The organism is Mesorhizobium sp. C264A, from assembly GCF_040324515.1.
GTDB lineage: Bacteria > Pseudomonadota > Alphaproteobacteria > Rhizobiales > Rhizobiaceae > Mesorhizobium.
This window is the reverse complement of the sequence record NZ_JAMYVY010000001.1, coordinates 107,973-124,361: the sequence shown is the minus strand read 5'-3', so window position 1 is coordinate 124,361 and position 16,389 is coordinate 107,973. Positions and strand designations below refer to the sequence as shown.

At 63.5% G+C, this 16,389-nt stretch carries 15 protein-coding genes and 1 pseudogene; 11 read left to right on the top strand and 5 right to left on the bottom strand.

Annotated features, from left to right (window positions below):
• Window position 1 precedes the first annotated feature (1 nt).
• Window positions 2-1,168, bottom strand: coding sequence for an ATP-grasp domain-containing protein (locus NKL04_RS00645; RefSeq protein ID WP_023699703.1), 1,167 nt, complete (start codon window positions 1,166-1,168; stop codon window positions 2-4).
• 482 nt (window positions 1,169-1,650) lie between these two features.
• Here NKL04_RS00645 and leuA point away from each other — a divergent pair, with 482 nt between their 5' ends.
• The 4 genes from leuA to NKL04_RS00625 all read left to right on the top strand — a co-directional run bounded on the left by leuA (window position 1,651) and on the right by NKL04_RS00625 (window position 6,898).
• Window positions 1,651-3,327: a 2-isopropylmalate synthase gene (leuA, locus tag NKL04_RS00640; protein WP_023699704.1), complete on the top strand. Its 1,677-nt coding sequence runs from the start codon at window positions 1,651-1,653 to the stop codon at window positions 3,325-3,327.
• A gap of 192 nt (window positions 3,328-3,519) precedes the next feature.
• A complete protein-coding gene (locus NKL04_RS00635) occupies window positions 3,520-5,289 on the top strand; it encodes a tetratricopeptide repeat protein (RefSeq protein WP_023699705.1) in 1,770 nt (589 codons plus the stop codon).
• Window positions 5,290-5,392: 103 nt separating this feature from the next.
• The gene (locus tag NKL04_RS00630) at window positions 5,393-6,196 is read left to right on the top strand and encodes an alpha/beta fold hydrolase (protein ID WP_023699706.1); all 804 of its coding nucleotides are present in this window, start codon (window positions 5,393-5,395) and stop codon (window positions 6,194-6,196) included.
• An 84-nt stretch (window positions 6,197-6,280) separates the two neighbouring features.
• Entirely contained in the window at window positions 6,281-6,898 is a 618-nt protein-coding gene (locus NKL04_RS00625) for a hypothetical protein (RefSeq protein WP_023683637.1), read from the top strand.
• On the opposite strand, the gene NKL04_RS00620 is transcribed toward NKL04_RS00625, so the two are convergent.
• Window positions 6,899-7,825, bottom strand: a complete 927-nt coding sequence (locus tag NKL04_RS00620) for a metallophosphoesterase family protein (RefSeq protein WP_023695843.1) — start codon at window positions 7,823-7,825, stop codon at window positions 6,899-6,901.
• Between the two features lie 71 nt (window positions 7,826-7,896).
• On the opposite strand from NKL04_RS00620, the gene NKL04_RS00615 reads away from it, so the two are divergent.
• Complete coding sequence (locus NKL04_RS00615; protein WP_031195394.1) at window positions 7,897-8,397, top strand: NUDIX domain-containing protein; 501 nt, start codon at window positions 7,897-7,899, stop codon at window positions 8,395-8,397.
• A gap of 16 nt (window positions 8,398-8,413) precedes the next feature.
• Here NKL04_RS00615 and NKL04_RS00610 read toward each other — a convergent pair whose 3' ends face one another.
• Window positions 8,414-9,400: a glutathione S-transferase family protein gene (locus NKL04_RS00610; RefSeq protein ID WP_023699707.1), complete on the bottom strand. Its 987-nt coding sequence runs from the start codon at window positions 9,398-9,400 to the stop codon at window positions 8,414-8,416.
• Between the two features lie 271 nt (window positions 9,401-9,671).
• Here NKL04_RS00610 and NKL04_RS00605 point away from each other — a divergent pair, with 271 nt between their 5' ends.
• The 6 genes from NKL04_RS00605 (at window position 9,672) to NKL04_RS00580 (ending at window position 14,414) form a co-directional block, all read left to right on the top strand.
• Window positions 9,672-10,208, top strand: coding sequence for a GNAT family N-acetyltransferase (locus tag NKL04_RS00605; RefSeq protein WP_023686191.1), 537 nt, complete (start codon window positions 9,672-9,674; stop codon window positions 10,206-10,208).
• Window positions 10,209-10,314: 106 nt separating this feature from the next.
• Complete coding sequence (locus NKL04_RS00600; protein WP_023699708.1) at window positions 10,315-11,076, top strand: 3-hydroxyacyl-CoA dehydrogenase; 762 nt, start codon at window positions 10,315-10,317, stop codon at window positions 11,074-11,076.
• A 121-nt stretch (window positions 11,077-11,197) separates the two neighbouring features.
• The gene (locus NKL04_RS00595) at window positions 11,198-12,250 is read left to right on the top strand and encodes a CaiB/BaiF CoA transferase family protein (protein WP_245271336.1); all 1,053 of its coding nucleotides are present in this window, start codon (window positions 11,198-11,200) and stop codon (window positions 12,248-12,250) included.
• Window positions 12,251-12,285: 35 nt separating this feature from the next.
• Entirely contained in the window at window positions 12,286-13,056 is a 771-nt protein-coding gene (locus tag NKL04_RS00590; protein WP_023699709.1) for a HugZ family pyridoxamine 5'-phosphate oxidase, read from the top strand.
• Window positions 13,057-13,209: 153 nt separating this feature from the next.
• A complete protein-coding gene (locus NKL04_RS00585) occupies window positions 13,210-13,548 on the top strand; it encodes an ArsR/SmtB family transcription factor (RefSeq protein WP_023669951.1) in 339 nt (112 codons plus the stop codon).
• 71 nt (window positions 13,549-13,619) lie between these two features.
• A complete protein-coding gene (locus NKL04_RS00580; RefSeq protein WP_023669950.1) occupies window positions 13,620-14,414 on the top strand; it encodes a TrmH family RNA methyltransferase in 795 nt (264 codons plus the stop codon).
• A 38-nt stretch (window positions 14,415-14,452) separates the two neighbouring features.
• On the opposite strand, the pseudogene NKL04_RS00575 reads toward NKL04_RS00580, so the two are convergent.
• Window positions 14,453-15,612, bottom strand: a pseudogene (locus tag NKL04_RS00575) (coiled-coil domain-containing protein).
• 155 nt (window positions 15,613-15,767) lie between these two features.
• On the bottom strand, window positions 15,768-16,304 hold the full coding sequence (locus tag NKL04_RS00570; RefSeq protein ID WP_245259859.1) for a DUF1134 domain-containing protein: 537 nt from the start codon (window positions 16,302-16,304) through the stop codon (window positions 15,768-15,770).
• Window positions 16,305-16,389: the final 85 nt, after the last annotated feature.

Below are 16,389 nucleotides of genomic sequence, written 5' to 3'. Positions count from 1 at the left end.
TCTAAGCCTTTTCCGCGTGGATGTAGGCGACGGCCGCGCGCAGCTCTCTCTCGTCCTTCGAGCGCATCTGGTAGGCGTAATTTCCCATAGCGCGGCTGAAAACCTTTTCTATCGGCTGATGATGGACGATCTTGTCGCGATGCGCGGCTAGCACGTCCTCATGGCTGTGCAAATAGTGGAGGTGCTGCTTGCGGCTGGCATAAGCGGTGAAATACTTGCCCTCATAAGGACCACCGGCGGCATCCTTCACCACCATGTCGGCCCAGGCCGCGTAGACGTCGATGTCGAACGTGTAGTTGATCGCATCGGTCATCCAGGCGCCGGGCGGCCGCATGTTGACCTCAAGCGCGATGACGCGGTCGTCCTTGGTTTCGAACAGCTCGATGTGGAAGAAGCGTTCGCGCACGTCGAACGCCTTGAGGATCTTGCGGCCGGCCTCTTCGATCGCCGGTCGGACCTTGGGAAAGCAGGTGTAGCTCATGTGGCGGTCCTTGTTGACCACTTCCATGATGCTCTGGTCGTACCGGTGGCTGGCCGCCAGCACCACCTCGCCGTCACGGTTGACCAGCCCATCGAACGTCACCACCAGCCCCTCGATGAACTGCTCCATGACGAAGGTCACATCCTCGGGCTTGTCGTTGAAGAACTTGTCAAGTTCCTTGGCGTTGGAAATCTTGAAGGTGTTCGAGGCGCCGGACCCGGAATCGGGCTTCACCACCACGGGATAGCCGACGCGGCGGATGAAGGTCATGGCACCGGCCCGGTCGGAGCATTTGCGCTGGGCGATGGTGTCGACGCCGCTCTTGCGAAAGAATGCACGCATGCGGCTCTTGCGCTTCAAATTCTTCACGAAATCGAGCTTGGTTCCGTAGATGTTGAAGTCGGTGCGGATGTTGGCTTCCAGCTCCAGCCAATGCTCGTTGAGGGACTCGAAGCGCTCGATGCGGCCCCATTTGTGGATGAAATGACCCATCGCCCGGAACACCGGATCGTAGTCCTCCATGTCGGCGATGCGGTAATATTCCGACAGGGCCGCCTTCAGCTTGCCGTCCAGCGCCTCATAAGGCGCATCGCCAATGCCCAGCACCGTGGCGCCGGCCTTCTTCAGCCGGTCGCAGAAATCGGCGCCGTTGGCGGGAAAATGCGGCGAGAAGAAAACGAAATTCACGGATGACCCCTCAGACGGCGAAGCATTGCGGCCCCGGCTACACGCAAGTCTGGCGCATTTGCCGCGCATGGGGAAGAGTGCTCGCGAGTGGTGGAATGGCAGCCCACTTGCCTGTACATGGCGGCTCCTGTATGAAACCCGCCATGAACACGCGCGTCTCCTCCGTCGCTTCCCGTCCGACCGGCTTTGCCGGCGAGACCGTGCGCGCGCTGGCATCGACCCTGCTTCTTCTCGGCCTTATCGGCGATCGCCGGGTTCGCTGAAGGAGCGCCCGGCGGTCGAACCGCCGCTTACGCGCACGCTCCTTGGCCAGTTCAGAAATTGGCAATTCACATCAAGCGAACGAAAATCTGATAAGGCGCTGCTCGCCCTGGAATCCGTCCGAAGACCGATCCGCGAGCCGCCGGGAGAACAAGACGATGAACGCACGAGAAGACATCCGCGCCGGCGAAGCCGAAAGCGTAAAACGCGCGGCCGGCCACATGCCGGGCGCGGCCCGAAAATACCAGCCCTACCCGACGGTCGGTCTCACCGACCGCACCTGGCCCAACAAGGTCATCGACAAGGCACCGGTCTGGTGCTCGGTCGATTTGCGCGACGGCAACCAGGCGCTGATCGATCCGATGGGTCATGAGCGCAAGGCGCGCATGCTCGCCCTGCTGCTCGACATGGGTTTCAAGGAGATCGAGATCGGTTTCCCCTCGGCCTCGCAGACCGATTTCGATTTCGCCCGCTGGTGCATCGAGGAAGGCAATGTGCCGGCTGATGTTTCGCTACAGGTGCTGGTGCAGTGCCGTCCCGAACTCATCACCCGCACCTTCGAATCTCTGAAGGGCGCCACCAACCCGATCGTGCATTTCTACAATTCGACCAGCGAGTTGCAGCGTCGCGTCGTCTTCGAGAAGGATGTCGGCGGTATCAAGCGCATCGCCACCGACGCGGCCAAGATGATCACCGACATGGCGGCCAAGGCCGGCGGCGGTTATCGCTTCGAATATTCGCCCGAAAGCTTTACCGGCACCGAGCTCGAAGTCGCGCTGGAGATATGCAACGCCGTCACCGAGATCGTGAAGCCGACAGCCGACAACAGACTGATCATCAACCTGCCGTCGACGGTCGAGATGTCGACGCCCAACATCTATGCCGACCGGATCGAATGGATGTGCCGCAACCTGGACGACCGCGAGAACCTGCTGATCTCGCTGCACCCCCACAACGATCGCGGCACCGGCATCGCCACCACCGAGCTCGGCCTGATGGCGGGTGCGGACCGCGTCGAAGGCACGCTGTTCGGCAATGGCGAGCGCACCGGAAATGTCGACATCGTGACGCTGGCGCTCAACATGTACACGCAAGGCGTCGATCCCCATCTGGATTGCTCCGACATCAACCGGATGAAGGACGTCTACGAATATTCCAACCAGCTGAAGATCTCCGAGCGCCATCCCTATGTCGGCGAACTCGTCTACACCGCCTTTTCCGGCTCGCACCAGGACGCCATCAACAAGGGCATGAAGGCCTTGAAGAAGGCCAACACGCCGGTCTGGGAAGTGCCCTATCTGCCGATCGATCCGGCCGATGTCGGACGCAGCTACGAGGCGATCATCCGCATCAACTCGCAGTCGGGCAAAGGCGGCATCGCCTATGTACTGCAGGCCGATTACGGCCTCAATCTGCCGCGCAACCTGCAGATCGAGTTCAGCCAGGAGATCCAGGCGATCACCGACGCCGAAGGCAAGGAAGTGCCGGCAAAACGCATCCATGACCGCTTTATCGAAACCTATGTCGACCAGCCCGGCGCACGACTGAAGTTCCTCGACCATCACACCTATCCCGATACCGAGAAAAAGGGCCGGCGCGTGGTCGAGGCGGTGATCCTCGACAACGGCAAGGAGACGACCATCGCCGGCTCCGGCACCGGCCCGATCGACGGCTTCGTCGATGCGCTGTCGCGTCATGTTGGCGTCGACATGTCGGTCCTGGATTATTCCGAACATTCGCTCCAGCGCGGCTCGAACGCCTCGGCGATTTCCTATGTCGAGATGGAATATCCCGGCGGCAAGCTGTTCGGCGCCGGCATCAACACCAACATCGTCGGCGCCTCGCTGGAAGCCGTTGTTTCGGCCGCTAACCGAATAATTAGCCGCAAGGCCGGCTGATATTTTCCTGGGCGCCGAATGTCCGCGGCGCCCGGAAATCCCTCATTTGCCGGGAGAAATTCCGGTTTTTCGTGTCTCCACCAGTAACTATCCGGTGTGTTACGCGATCGCATAACATAAGCATGCTTGTATGGAAGTGCAGGCTCTATATGATTGCGCCTCAACCTGTGCCGAGTTCGAGAGGATCGACACTTGCAGCATGCCACGCCTGCCGCCCCCGCAGTGCGCGAGACACTGGAGCGACTGCTCGCCAGCGAAACGTTCGGCCGTTCCGAGCGCGCGCGCAAGTTGCTGCGCTATCTTGTTGAGCGCGAGCAGGCCGGCGAAGCCGACAGGCTCAAGGGTTTCTCCATCGCCATGGACGTCTTCGGCAAGGACGGCGATTTCGATTCGTCGACCGACGCCGTTGTCCGGGTGCAGGCAGGCCGGCTGCGCGAACTTCTCCAGCATTATTTCGCCAATGAAGGCATAGCCGAACCGGTTCGCATTGCCATTCCGCGCGGCGGCTACGTGCCGTCCTATGAGCTCAACGCCATACGCCTGCCGGTTGGGCAGGAGCCGCTTGCGGCGGCGGTAGCCGCCTTGCCCGGATCGCCCGACCAGACGGCTCTTGACGCCGTTCCCGCTGGCGCGACGGCCGCGGGGGTTACAGAACCTGGGCCTTCGCTGGCGCGCCATCTCCAGTTCTTCTGGGTCGCCATGACGCTGGTCATCCTCATGCTGGGCGTGCTCATCCTGCGCCAGGGCAGCGGCGCATTGCTTGCCAGCAGCGATCCGACCGCGGCGGTCGAGACCGCGGGCGTAACGAGCAGCATCGCAACGCCGTCGATGGAGGCCCTGCCCCTCGTCTACATCGCCGTGAAGGCCACCGGCCCCGAGGCCGGCCGCGTCGCCGCTTCGCTGCGCGCCGGCCTTGCCGGTTTCGACACCATCGACTTCATCGGCCGCGACGCCGACAGCAAGCGCGATCCGAGCACCGACCCGACCAGCTTCGTTTTCGATGTCCTGCCGGGACCGATGGCAGGTGACGTGACGCTCGAACTGCAGAGCGTGGCGACGGGCCGCGTGCTTTTGTCCCGCAGTCTGACGGTCGCCGACAGCGCACCTGGCACCGTCGAGGATCGTATCGCCGCCATCCTCAGCTCGACCATTCCCGCCTCCGGCCCGCTCTACAGCTACATCGAACAGAACGGCATCCAGACCGGGCTGACGAGCTGCCTGATCCTCAACGACAGATACTATCTCGACCAGAGCACCAGGACGCACGAGGCCGCCTATCGCTGCCTGGACAACCTCGCCGGCCAGGGTGCGAAATCGTCGTTGGTCTATTCGGAACTGGCCTCCCTGACCCTTGAGGCCGCCACCGATCATTACGCCTATCCGCCTGGCGCGACGGTCGAACAGGCAATGTCTTTCGCCCATCGCGCCATCCAGATGGGACCGACCAGCCCTTATGCGCACCGCGCCTATGGCTACCTCAACTCGCGCCTCGGCAACACCGAGGAATCGATCCGCTGGATGCGCAAGGCCTATGAGCTCAACCCCTACGACCTCGGCATGGCTGCCGCTTACGGCTATGGCCTGATCTTTGCCGGCAAATATGCCGAGGGAACACCGATCCTGACCCATGCCGTCGAGACGTTCAGCGGCCATCCGACATGGTGGGATTTTGGGCTTTTCGCCGGACAGTTCATGCTGGGCGACATGAACAAGGCCGCGATAGCCAGCGAGTCGCTGCGCACGACGGCGATGAAATCGCATTATCTGGCGGCGCGGCTGATCGGCGCCAAGGCTGCCGGCCGCGAACAGCTGGCAGCCAAGCTTCTGGATGAGCTGACCACCAAATTCCCGAAATTCGCCGCCGATCCGCGCGCGGCCTTCGCCGAGCGCAAATATCCCGCCGATCTGACCGACCGGCTGGTTGAGGCGCTGCGCGCCGCGGGCCTCGGCAACGCCAGCTAGTCTTTCCGGATCGCGAAAACTTTACTGGCCATCGGTCTGGACTGGGAGCAATCCAGCCTCGATTCGAATTTCCTCTCCAGTCTTGCAATAATCGCACATTTTCATGGTCTCATCCCTCTATGTTGCCGAGCGGGGCGCCGGGCCGAAGACGGTCGTCCTGCTGCATGGCTTCGGTGGTTGCCATGATATCTGGCGCGAGGTGACCGCGTCGCTAGGGCCCGATGTCAGGACCTTGGCCTACGATCTTCCGGGACACGGACTGTCTCTCGAATTTCCTGGCAGCGGCCCGGCCAAAACAGCGGCGCGAGCGGTTCTCGCCGATATCGCCGCACGCGGGATAGCAAGGGTGCATGTCGCCGGTCATTCGATGGGCGGCGCGGTCGCCTCCCTGATGGCGCTTGCCGAGCCTGAAAGGATAGGCTCGCTGACGCTTCTGGCGCCGGGCGGTGTTGGCCCCGAGATCAACGGACCGCTGTTGCGCCGCTACGCCGCGGCCGCCGACAGACGGGAAATCCGCGCCTGCCTTGCCGCCATGTCGGGACCGCGAAGCCCGCCGCCCGAACGCATCGTTGGCGTCCTGGCGGACGTACGCCGTCGCCCCGGCCAGTTGCGCAAGCTGATTGAGATATCGGCCGTCATGACCAGGAACGAGCGGCAGGGGGTCATACCCCGCGAACAGCTGGACACGCTCGACATGCCGGTGATGGTGGTTTGGGGAACGGACGATCCGGTGCTGCCCTTTACCCAGGCTGATTGTCTGCCGGCGCATTTTCATATTCATCACGTGCTCGATGCCGGCCATATGCTGGTCGAGGAAGTGCCTGATGTGGTCGCCCAGGCCGTGCGCCGAAACATGGCACGCCGCGGCAGGCGCCTGCGTCCGACATTCGAGGCCGCGGCGAGCTAACTTACTTGCGCCCCGCATCTCGCCAGTGCATTTTGCCGCCGCCTGTGTTAACTCGCAATTAACCATATCAGCGAGGCGACGCCGATGAAGGACACTGGCGAAAACATCACCCCCATCGACACCTCCCGCAAACTGTCCGACGCCGTTCGCGATGTGAAAAATGCCTTCGCCGATCGCGACGATGTCGTGGTCGACATGCGCGAGGCGCACCGGATGCGGCTTGATCTGCTCGCCGCCGAGCTCGCCCCGGTCTTTGCCGACGTGCCCGCCGACATGGACAATTTCGACTTCGTCGTCTCCTCCGGCCTGCAGCCCCGCCTGTGGATCGACGCCGTCAGCCATGTCGCCATGGGGCGCGACCGCCGCACCTACCGCTTTCTCAGGGATACCCGCATCGGCCGCGTCGTGCTCGCCGAATCGACCGATATGAAACCGGTCGCCGATCAGGTCACGCGCTATGTGGCGGAGCGCATCGTCGAGCGCCAGCGCATGATGGAGGGCGGTGTCGAGCCGGCCGTCGCCGACCTGAAACGCGCCGCCGTGCCGGAAGCTGAGCCGCCCTTGCAGGCAGCCGTGCCCCGCAAGGGCTGGTCGACGTTCCTTTCCGGTCTCGGCTTGGTCGCCGCCGGCGCGCTTGTTGGCCTGGCGGTGGCGGCCGCGCTGTTTTGGGATCGCCTGATGGCGATGAAGATCAGCTTCTGATCAACGATCTGAAGGCCTCGGTGTCTGCGCGCCGAGTTCAATGACCTGCAGGTCCGATGGCGGCAAGGCCGGCCCGGTCAGGCCGCGCCGCGTCAGGCGAATCAGCCAATTGCCCTTCTCCCCGTCAATATCGAGCAGATTGTACTGTGCCGCCGGGTTCTTGCTGCCTGGCGACTGCCCGGCGGCGGCGACGCCGACGACCGGAATCCTGGCGCCGCGCCCGCCGATGAAGAACAGCGACGGCAGATGCGAATGGCCGTGCAGCACGAGTTCGGCGCCATGCCTATGAACGGTCTTGTGGAAGCGGGAGATGCCGAACAGGCGCTTTTGCTGGGCGACGGCGCCGCGCACCGGCGGATGATGGATCATGATCACCCGCAACAGGCCGCGTTTGTTCGTTGCGTCGAGCACTGTCGCCAGCCTTTGCGCCTGACCTTCGAGGAAGAAGCCGTTGGCCATGAACGGCGCCGTGGCGCGCGCCGTCGAAACGCCGATCAGCGCGACATTGCCGCGTACGCGCAGATAGGGAAAAGCGTTGCGGTCGATCGGCGCAGTCACGCCGTCGCCGCTCATCCACGCCGCCCAGGAGCGGCAGACCTTGTCGAAGGCGCCCGGCACATAGGCGTCGTGGTTGCCCGGCACCACCGAGACATCCTCGGGCGAACCCAGCGTCTCAAGCCAGTGCTTGGCCATCTCGATCTCGCCGTCGAGCGCCAGATTGACCAGATCGCCGGTAACGGTGAGGTGGTCGGGTGTGCTCGCCTTCATGTCGGCGACGATGGTGTCGATGACGGCATCGTGCATATGGCGGCGGCGGTTGCGCTGCCAGTTGACGTAGCCGACGACGCGCTTGGACGCGAGTTCGCGATAGGTTACACCGGGAAGCGGCCCCAGATGGACATCGGAAATATGCGCGAGCCTGAACATCCTTCCTTCATAGGCGACGCGCTCCCCGCTTTCCACTCACTGTTTCCTGCCCATCCACGGTTTCGCTAGTCATGGCTATATCGGACCCGGAGCAGGCGTTTCGCCAGACCGGCTGGGCAGGCCTCAGGGCAAGGCTGTTCCATCTCTATTTCCTTCTGCGGCGGCCGATGACGCTGGGCGTGCGCGGCCTGATCCACGATCGCGCCTCGAACACTGTCTTCCTCATCCGCCACACCTACGTTCCCGGCTGGCAATTGCCGGGCGGGGGCGTCGAAGTCGGCGAGACGCTCGGTGAGGCGCTGGTGCGCGAACTGGCCGAGGAAGGCAACATCGCGCTGACAGCCCAGCCGGTGCTGAAATCGATGCATTTCAACCGCCGCTCCAGCCGCCGCGACCATGTCGGCCTCTATCTCATCGAAACCTTCAACCAGACCGCGCCGAAACTGCCGGACCACGAGATCGCCGAAGCAGGCTTCTTTCCGCTCGACCGCTTGCCGCATGGCACGACGCCGGCGACGCTGCGGCGGCTTGCCGAGGTTTTTGAAGGCGAGCCGGTATCGCCGTACTGGTAGGCTGTCAATCCGATGCTCACGCCGCCTGCCTGAACCGCGCCCGGTCGTGCGGCGCGCCATAGTCGAGCCCAGGCCCGACCGGCACGATGCGCGTCGGGTTGATGCTCTCGTGGCTGCCGTAATAGTGCATTTTGATGTGGTGCAGGTTCACCGTGCCGGCGATACCGGGCACCTGGTAGAGGTCGCGCAGATAGTTCGAAAGGTTCGGATAGTCGGCGATGCGGCGCAGATTGCATTTGAAATGGCCGACATAGACCGGGTCGAAACGCACCAGCGTGGTGAACAGCCGCCAATCGGCCTCGGTGACACGCTCGCCAGTGAGATAGCGCTGTTTTGACAGTCGGCCCTCCAGCGTGTCGAGCGCCGCGAACAGCTCGCCGAACGCCTCTTCATAGGCCGCTTGCGTGGTGGCAAAGCCGGCGCGGTAGACGCCGTTGTTTACGGCGGGAAAGACCAGCGCATTGACCTTGTCGATCTCGCCGCGCAGGCCTGGCGGATAGGAATCGAGAGCGGCATCGCCCCACTCGTCGAAGGCCGAATTGAGCATGCGGATGATTTCGGCGGATTCGTTGGAGACGATGGTCTCTTCCTTCTTGTCCCACAGCACCGGCACCGAAACCCGGCCCGAATAGGCTGGATCGGCCTTGGTGTAGATTTGGTGCAGGAAGTCGAGGCCGTAGAGCGTGTCGCCGGTGGCGCCATCCTCGGCCAAAAACGTCCAGCCCTCAGCACCGAGGAAATGATGCACGACTGAAACCGGGATGATGTCTTCTAGCTTCTTCAGCGCGCGAAAGATCAGCGTGCGGTGCGCCCACGGACAGGCGAGCGAGACATAAAGATGGTAGCGTCCGGGCTCGGCCTTGAAGCCGCGCGTACGACCTTGCGCCGGCGCGCCGTCGCGCGTGATCCAGTCACGCCACTGCGTCTCGGCGCGGATGAACCTGCCGCTGCTATCGACATTGGCCGGACGGTCCTGCCATTTGCCTTCGACCAGCAATCCCATACGAAATCTCCTTGCGTGCCTTGGCCAATGTAGTCGCAAGGCGGCAATGCCGAAGCCGTCATCTGCTGAACAGAGCGTCACTCGTATGAAACGCCGGATGAAAACAGCCGATTGCAGCCGCCGGAAATTGATGCTAGCGGACACTCCGCATGTTCGATCTTGGCTTGATCCGGTTTGACCGACGACGAAAGGGCGCCCGCGCTTAGAAAGCGCTGACTGGCGAACGCTGCCGCTTGCAGCAACCTTTCCTCTTTATCGGACCGCGAAGACCATGAGCCTTGCCGACGTGAAATACCTGCCGGAAACTCCGGCGCATGATCCCGAAATCGAAGCCATCAACGACGAAGCCTTTGGCCCCGGCCGTTTCGTGCTGGCCGCCTACAAGATTCGCGAGACCGGCGGCCACGAGCGCTCGCTATCCTTTGTCGCCATGGATGGCGACATCGTCGTTGCTTCGGTGCGCATGACCCGCATCGCCGCCGGCGCCGGACGCGCGCTGATGCTCGGGCCGCTCGCCGTGCGGCCCGCCTTCAAGAATCTCGGTATCGGCCGCCGGCTCGTGGCGATCGCGCTGGAGGCGGCCGCCAAGGCCGGCGCGCCGGCGGTGATCCTTGTCGGCGACGAGCCTTATTACGGCCCGCTCGGCTTCAGAAAGATCCCCCGCGGCCAGATCTCCATGCCGCGCCCGGTCGACCTCGACCGGCTGCTGTCGCACGAGATCGTGCCCGGTGCCGTGGCGCGGCTCTCCGGCGAGGTCGGCCATGCCAGCCTTGCCAGGATCGCGGAGCAGGCACCAGTGATGGCCTGAGCTCCAGGATCGGTCGCGGCACCGGTCGCGATGGATCCCCATTGGTCAGGTTGCACCATGGCGGCGACCTCCGTAGCATGACCTGGAACAGCACGGAGCATGCAGCATGAACCCGAACGGCCAGATTGCGATCGTAACCGGCGGCGGCTCCGGCCTCGGCGAGGCAACCGCCCGCGCGCTGGCCGACAAGGGCGCGCGCGTCGCCATTTTCGATATCGGCATCGACCGGGCATCGAAGGTGGCGGGCGACATTGGCGGCGCCGCCATCCAGTGCGATGTGAGCAGCGCCGACAGCGGTGCGGCCGCGGTCGCCGAGGTGGAAAAGAGACTTGGGCCAGCGCGCATCCTGGTCAATTGCGCGGGCATTGCCATCGGCGTGAAGACGATCGGCAAGGATGGTCCACATCCGCTCGACCAGTACCGCAAGGTGATCGAGATCAATTTGATCGGCACCTTCAACATGATCCGCCTCGTCGCCGACCGTGCCGCCAAACTCGAACCGCTGCAGGGCGGCGAGCGCGGCGTCATCGTCAACACCGCGTCGGTGGCCGCCTTTGATGGCCAGATCGGCCAGGCCGCCTATGCCGCATCCAAGGGCGGCGTCGTCGGCATGACGCTGCCGGTTGCCCGCGACCTGGCGCGCTCCGGCATTCGCGTCTGCACCATCGCGCCCGGCATCTTCAAGACGCCAATGATGGCCGGCATGCCGCAGGAGGTGCAGGATTCGCTCGGCGCGGCCGTGCCCTTCCCGTCCCGCCTCGGCGAGCCGTCCGAATATGCCGCGCTCGCCCTGCATATCGTCGAAAACCAGATGCTGAACGGCGAAACCATCCGCCTCGATGGGGCAATCCGCATGGCGCCGAAATAGACGGCCATGGCGGCCGGCGCAGTGAAGACCGGTCCGCTGGCCGGCCTGAAAGTCATCGAGATGGCTGGGCTCGGCCCGGTGCCTCTGGCCGGGCTGATGCTGTCGGAGATGGGGCGCCGAGGTGCTGCGCATCGAGCGCACCGGTTCGGACCAACCCCTGCTGCCGCTCTCCGATGCGTACAATCTCGACCGTCACGGCCGCTCCATCCTGCGCGTCGACCTCAAGCAGGCCAAAGGAACGGAACTGCTGCTGCGCCTTGCCGAAAAGGCCGATCTGTTTGTCGAAGGCTTTCGCCCCGGTGTGATGGAGCGGCTTGGTCTCGGCCCGGATGCTGCATTGGCGCGCAATCCGGCGCTGATTTACGGCCGCATGACCGGCTTCGGCCAGGACGGGCCGCTCGCAGGTCGTGCCGGCCACGACATCACCTACCTCGCCTATTCGGGTGTGTTGCATGCCATCGGCCGGGAGGAAGGTCGGCCGGTGCCGCCGCTGAATCTGATCGCCGACAATGGCGGCGGCGCCATGATGCTGATCGCCGGGGTGCTTGCAGCGCTGTTCGAGCGCTCGCGCTCCGGCAAAGGCCAGGTGATCGACGCGGCGATGGTCGAGGGCGCTTCGATGCTGGCGGCCCCCATACACGCCTTCATGTCGGCAGGTCTGTGGAGCGACCGGCGCGGCGCCAACCTGCTCGATTCCGGTGCGCCCTTCTACGACACCTATGAGACGGCGGACGCACGCCACGTTGCGGTCGGCTGCCTTGAGCCGTGCTTCTTCGCCGCATTCGCAAAGCTGCTGCCGCTCGGCGAGGATTTTGTCCGCGGCCAATACGACAAGGCGTTGTGGCCGGACATGCGCGCGGCCATTGCCGACCGGTTCCGGCAGAAGACACGCGACGACTGGGACGCGCTGTTTGCCGCAAGCGATGCCTGCGTGGCGCCGGTTCTGTCGCTGGCCGAAGCCAGGGATCATCCGCACAACCGGGCGCGTCACGCATTTGTGAAGGCCGGTGCGCTCGAGCGCCCCGCGCCCGCGCCACGCTTCTCGGCCTCGCAGCCGGCGCTTGCCGGCATGTCTGAAGATGACGATCAGCTGCCCCAGACTGTGCTGGCGCGCTTCGGCTTTTCGACAGCCGAGATCAAAGCGCTTGTCAAAGCCGGCATGATTGGCCAATAACTGGATTTAGAAAATCAACTTACCTGGTGGGCATTTTGGACCAGCCGAAGAAGGACGTCATTCGCGCGACGGACGCCGAGGCGATCAGGCTGGCCGCAACGCTGATCCGCAGCGCCCGTTTCGGCGCCCTCGCGGTGATCGAGCCGTCGACCGGCGCACCGCTGGCCTCCAGGGTCGGAGTCGCCACCGACATCGATGGCACGCCTCTGATCCTTGTCTCGGCGCTGTCAGCCCATACCGGCGCCATCCTTGCCGAGCCGCGCTGCTCGCTGCTTGCCGGCGAACCCGGCAAGGGCGATCCGCTGGCGCATCCCAGGATAACGCTGGTCTGCCGGGCGCAGCCGCTGGAACGCGGGTCGAGCGCGCATACCCGCGCCGAGCGGCGCTATCTCAACCGCAATCCCAAGGCAAAGCTCTATGCCGGGCTCGGCGATTTCTCGATCTTTCGCCTCGAGCCGGAGCGCGCCAGCCTGAATGGCGGCTTCGGCAAGGCCTACCTGCTCGACCGTGCCGATCTCATCACCGAGGGGTTGATCGTCGACGAGCTGGCCGCCAGCGAACAATCCGCTCTCGACCACATGAATGCCGACCATCTCGACGCCATCGCCGTCTATGCCCATCATTTCGCCAGGGTTGAAGGTGATGGTTGGACCATGACCGGCTTCGATGCCGATGGCATGGACCTGGCATCGGGCGACACCGTTTGCAGGGTCTATTTTCCGCAGCCATTGAAGACCGCGCGCGACCTGCGGCCGGTTCTGGTCGACATGGCCAAAGCCGGTCGTGCGCCAGCTACGCAAGGATAATCGTCATGAATCAAAAGCACGTCTTGAGATTTGGGCGAAATGATCTACGATTCAGACGACGCTGAATCAGCAGCGTGATCCATAGCTGAATTATAGCAGCCAACGCTATTTGCCCCCATAGCGTTTGGATGAGCAGGAAAACATGGGGCATCGATGGTCTCGACCAAACTAATCGCCAATGCCGAATCGGCGGCGACATTTCTGACCCTTATGGGCAACGAAAAGCGGCTCTTGATCATGAGCTATCTGGCCGACGGTGAAATGTCGGTCGGCGCCATCGCCGAAAAGGTGATGCTCAGCCAGTCCGCTTTGTCGCAACATCTGGCCAAGCTCAGGGCGCTCGATCTTGTCGAGACCCGCCGCGACCGGCAGATGATCTACTATTCCTGCAAGTCCGAAGCGGTGCGCGAACTGTTGCGCATGCTGGACGGCATTTTCGGGATAGGCGACTTGTCCCAGATGGCAACGCGTCTGCGCCGCGCCGGGACTTGACCTGCAGGGCTTGACTGGCGACTCCGATCGCTCCTTACCTCGCTGACGATTTTTCGCCGGCCGAGGTATTGATGGATCCGATCCAGATCGACGACGCGCGCGATCCGCGGGTCGCCGCCTATCTCGACATCCGCGAGCGCGATCTCACCGGCCGCCATGGCCGGTTCGTTGCCGAAGGCAAGGTGGTGCTGGACGTCCTGCTGTCAGCCGGACGCTTTGCTGCGGAGTCGGTCCTGGTCCTCGAAAACCGGCTGGCCGGGCTCGACGACATCCTGCGCAAGGCCCCTGCCGACCTGCCGGTCTACGTTGCGGCAAGCGCCGTCATGGACAGGATCGCCGGCTTCCACGTGCATCGCGGTATATTGGCGATCGGCAGCAAGGGCACGCCACAGCCCGCCGAGGCCTTGCTCGACACCTTGCCTGCCGAAGCGTTGATCGTCGTTCTCATCGGCATCGCCAACCATGACAATATCGGATCGATCTTCCGCAATGCCGCCGCCTTCGGCGCCGATGCCGTCTTCGTCGACGCCACCTGTTGCGACCCACTGTATCGCAAGGCGATCCGCGTCTCCGTCGGCGCCGCGTTGAAGGTGCCCTTTGCGTCCTTCGGCGACACTGAAGCTTTCATCGCGAAGCTCGGCGAGTTGGGCTTCGGCCAGGTCGCTTTGTCGCCGCGTGGTGAGGCTGACATTCGTGATGCCGCGCGACCGAAACGACTGGCGCTCTATCTCGGCACCGAAGGCGAGGGCCTCCCGGAGAGCCTGCTTGCCCGCCTGCGGACGGTGCGGATCGCGATGTCGGAAGGGTTCGACAGCCTGAATGTTGCTGCCGCGTCAGCCATTGCGCTGCACCATTTTTCGCCCTGATAGGCGTAGTCAGGCAATTCCAAGCCGGGGCTTGAAACTCAGCTCGGCAAATCTGCCTTCTGCAACGCCCGCACGCGATCGGCCAGGCTGGTGGTTCCTGACCGCGTTTCCTGCGGCGCCGCCAGCGCCTTGGCGATCGGTGAATCGGGTCCTTCGAGCTTGGCCGTCAAATGGACGACCTCAGCCGCCAGATTGTTCATCTGTTCGCGCAAGGCAGAACCGGCATCATTGCCATTGCCGGGGCCATTCCCGGGCTTCGCGGATCCAGAACCGCCAAGCTCCGCCTTCATCCGCTTGTTTTCGCGGGCCAGCGTCGTCAGCCTGGCTTCGAGCCGCTCTCGGTCGCCTTCGAGCTTGGCGAGCGTCTTGTCGATGTCCTCGTTCCTGGCGCGGGCACTGTCTTGCGCACCAACCAGGCCAGCAGCCACGGCGCCTCCTGTAGCCTCGCCCTTCACCCGCTCGCGAAGCCGGGCCAGTTCCTTTTCGCGGCGATCGAGCTTGTCCTCGCGATCGGCCAGCGTGGCGAGCAGGCGCTCGAGCTTTCTGTCGAGGTCGGCGGTTCTTTTCTTTTCGGCCTTCAAGGCATCGCGCGTGGCCTTGCCTTCGGCGACGACTTCCTGATGGCGCTTGTCGGCCTCCTTCCGCTGGCCGCGCAGCACTGAAATGTCGTTGGCAAGTTTTTCCAGCTCGGATTCGCGAGCCACCAGTTCGATCTGACGATTGCTGGAGGAGAAGGACGCGTCGTCGTACATATGTTCGAGCTTTTCCAGCTCGAGCGCGCGCTTTTCCATCATGCGCTCTGTTTGTGCAAGCCTGTCCGACAGCTGTTGTATCTGCTGCTCGCGATGCAGCAGCAATTCGTTTTTTCCCCGAGCTCCGAAAGCGCCTGCTTCTTGTCCTTGCGCTCGACCGCCAGGCCCTTCAGCGCCTCGCGGCCGCGATTGATTTCGACGAGTTGCTCATTCGCCTGCTCACGCAGCGTCTTGATGCTGATTTCGAGCCGGCGCGTCGTCATGGCGAACTCGGCCCGCAAGCTGTCCTTGTCGGCCTGGATCTCGGCCAGCGTTCGCGGCACCGACGCCTCGACACGCTTGCGTGTCAGCGCGACCGCCCGCCGCCAGATGGCCGGCGCGACCAGCAGCGCCAGAAAGCCTGCGCACAGAAAGCCGAGGGCGAAGAACAGGATCGACTGAACCAAGGTGACTACCCGTTACGGGCGGGCCGCTATCCGGCAACCGCCAAGTCTGGACTTTGCCATGTTCGCATGACGCAAATCCAGCGCTGCGGCAAGGGTTTGCCGCAGCTGCACCGGGTCAGAATCTGTTGATCGGGTCGAAGTGTGGTCGGAATCGCTCAGAAAGGATTCCAGGTCGGCCTCTGCGTCAGCTTCAGATAGCCGAGATTGACGCCAAGCCGCGCGCCGACGCCGGTGCGGATCGGCACCAGCAGCACCCTGTTGTTCTGCAGCACGTTGAAGCCGACGCCGGCCACGACATAGGCCGAACCGGCAACGCCGCCGAACCGATTGTAGAGATTGCTGACGTCGTCGAGGTTATAGACGAGCATCATCACCCGCGATCCCTCGCCGCCGAAATCCCAACCGAGCGAAGGCCCTTGCCAGAACACCTTATGGTCGCCGGCATTCTTGGTGTAGAGCGTACCTTCGCCATAGGTCAGGCCCCCGATCAGCGCGCCGGATCCCTCTTCGCCGAGCAGATAGCCATTGGGCAGGCCGTAGGAGGCAAAAATCTTCTCGACGACGGTTGCGAGACCGCCCGACGTCGCGCCGAAGAACTTGTGACCGGAATCGACGATCTCCTGAGCGGTGTATTCCTGTGCCCGCGACGCAGAGGTTGAGAAAGCGAGAGCGCCCATGAGGGCAATCGCCATGAAGAAGACGCGGACAAACGTCCGGTCGTAGAATCGGGAAACCATGCTTCCAATCTCCGTCAGGGAGCACTTTCGCCGACGCCTC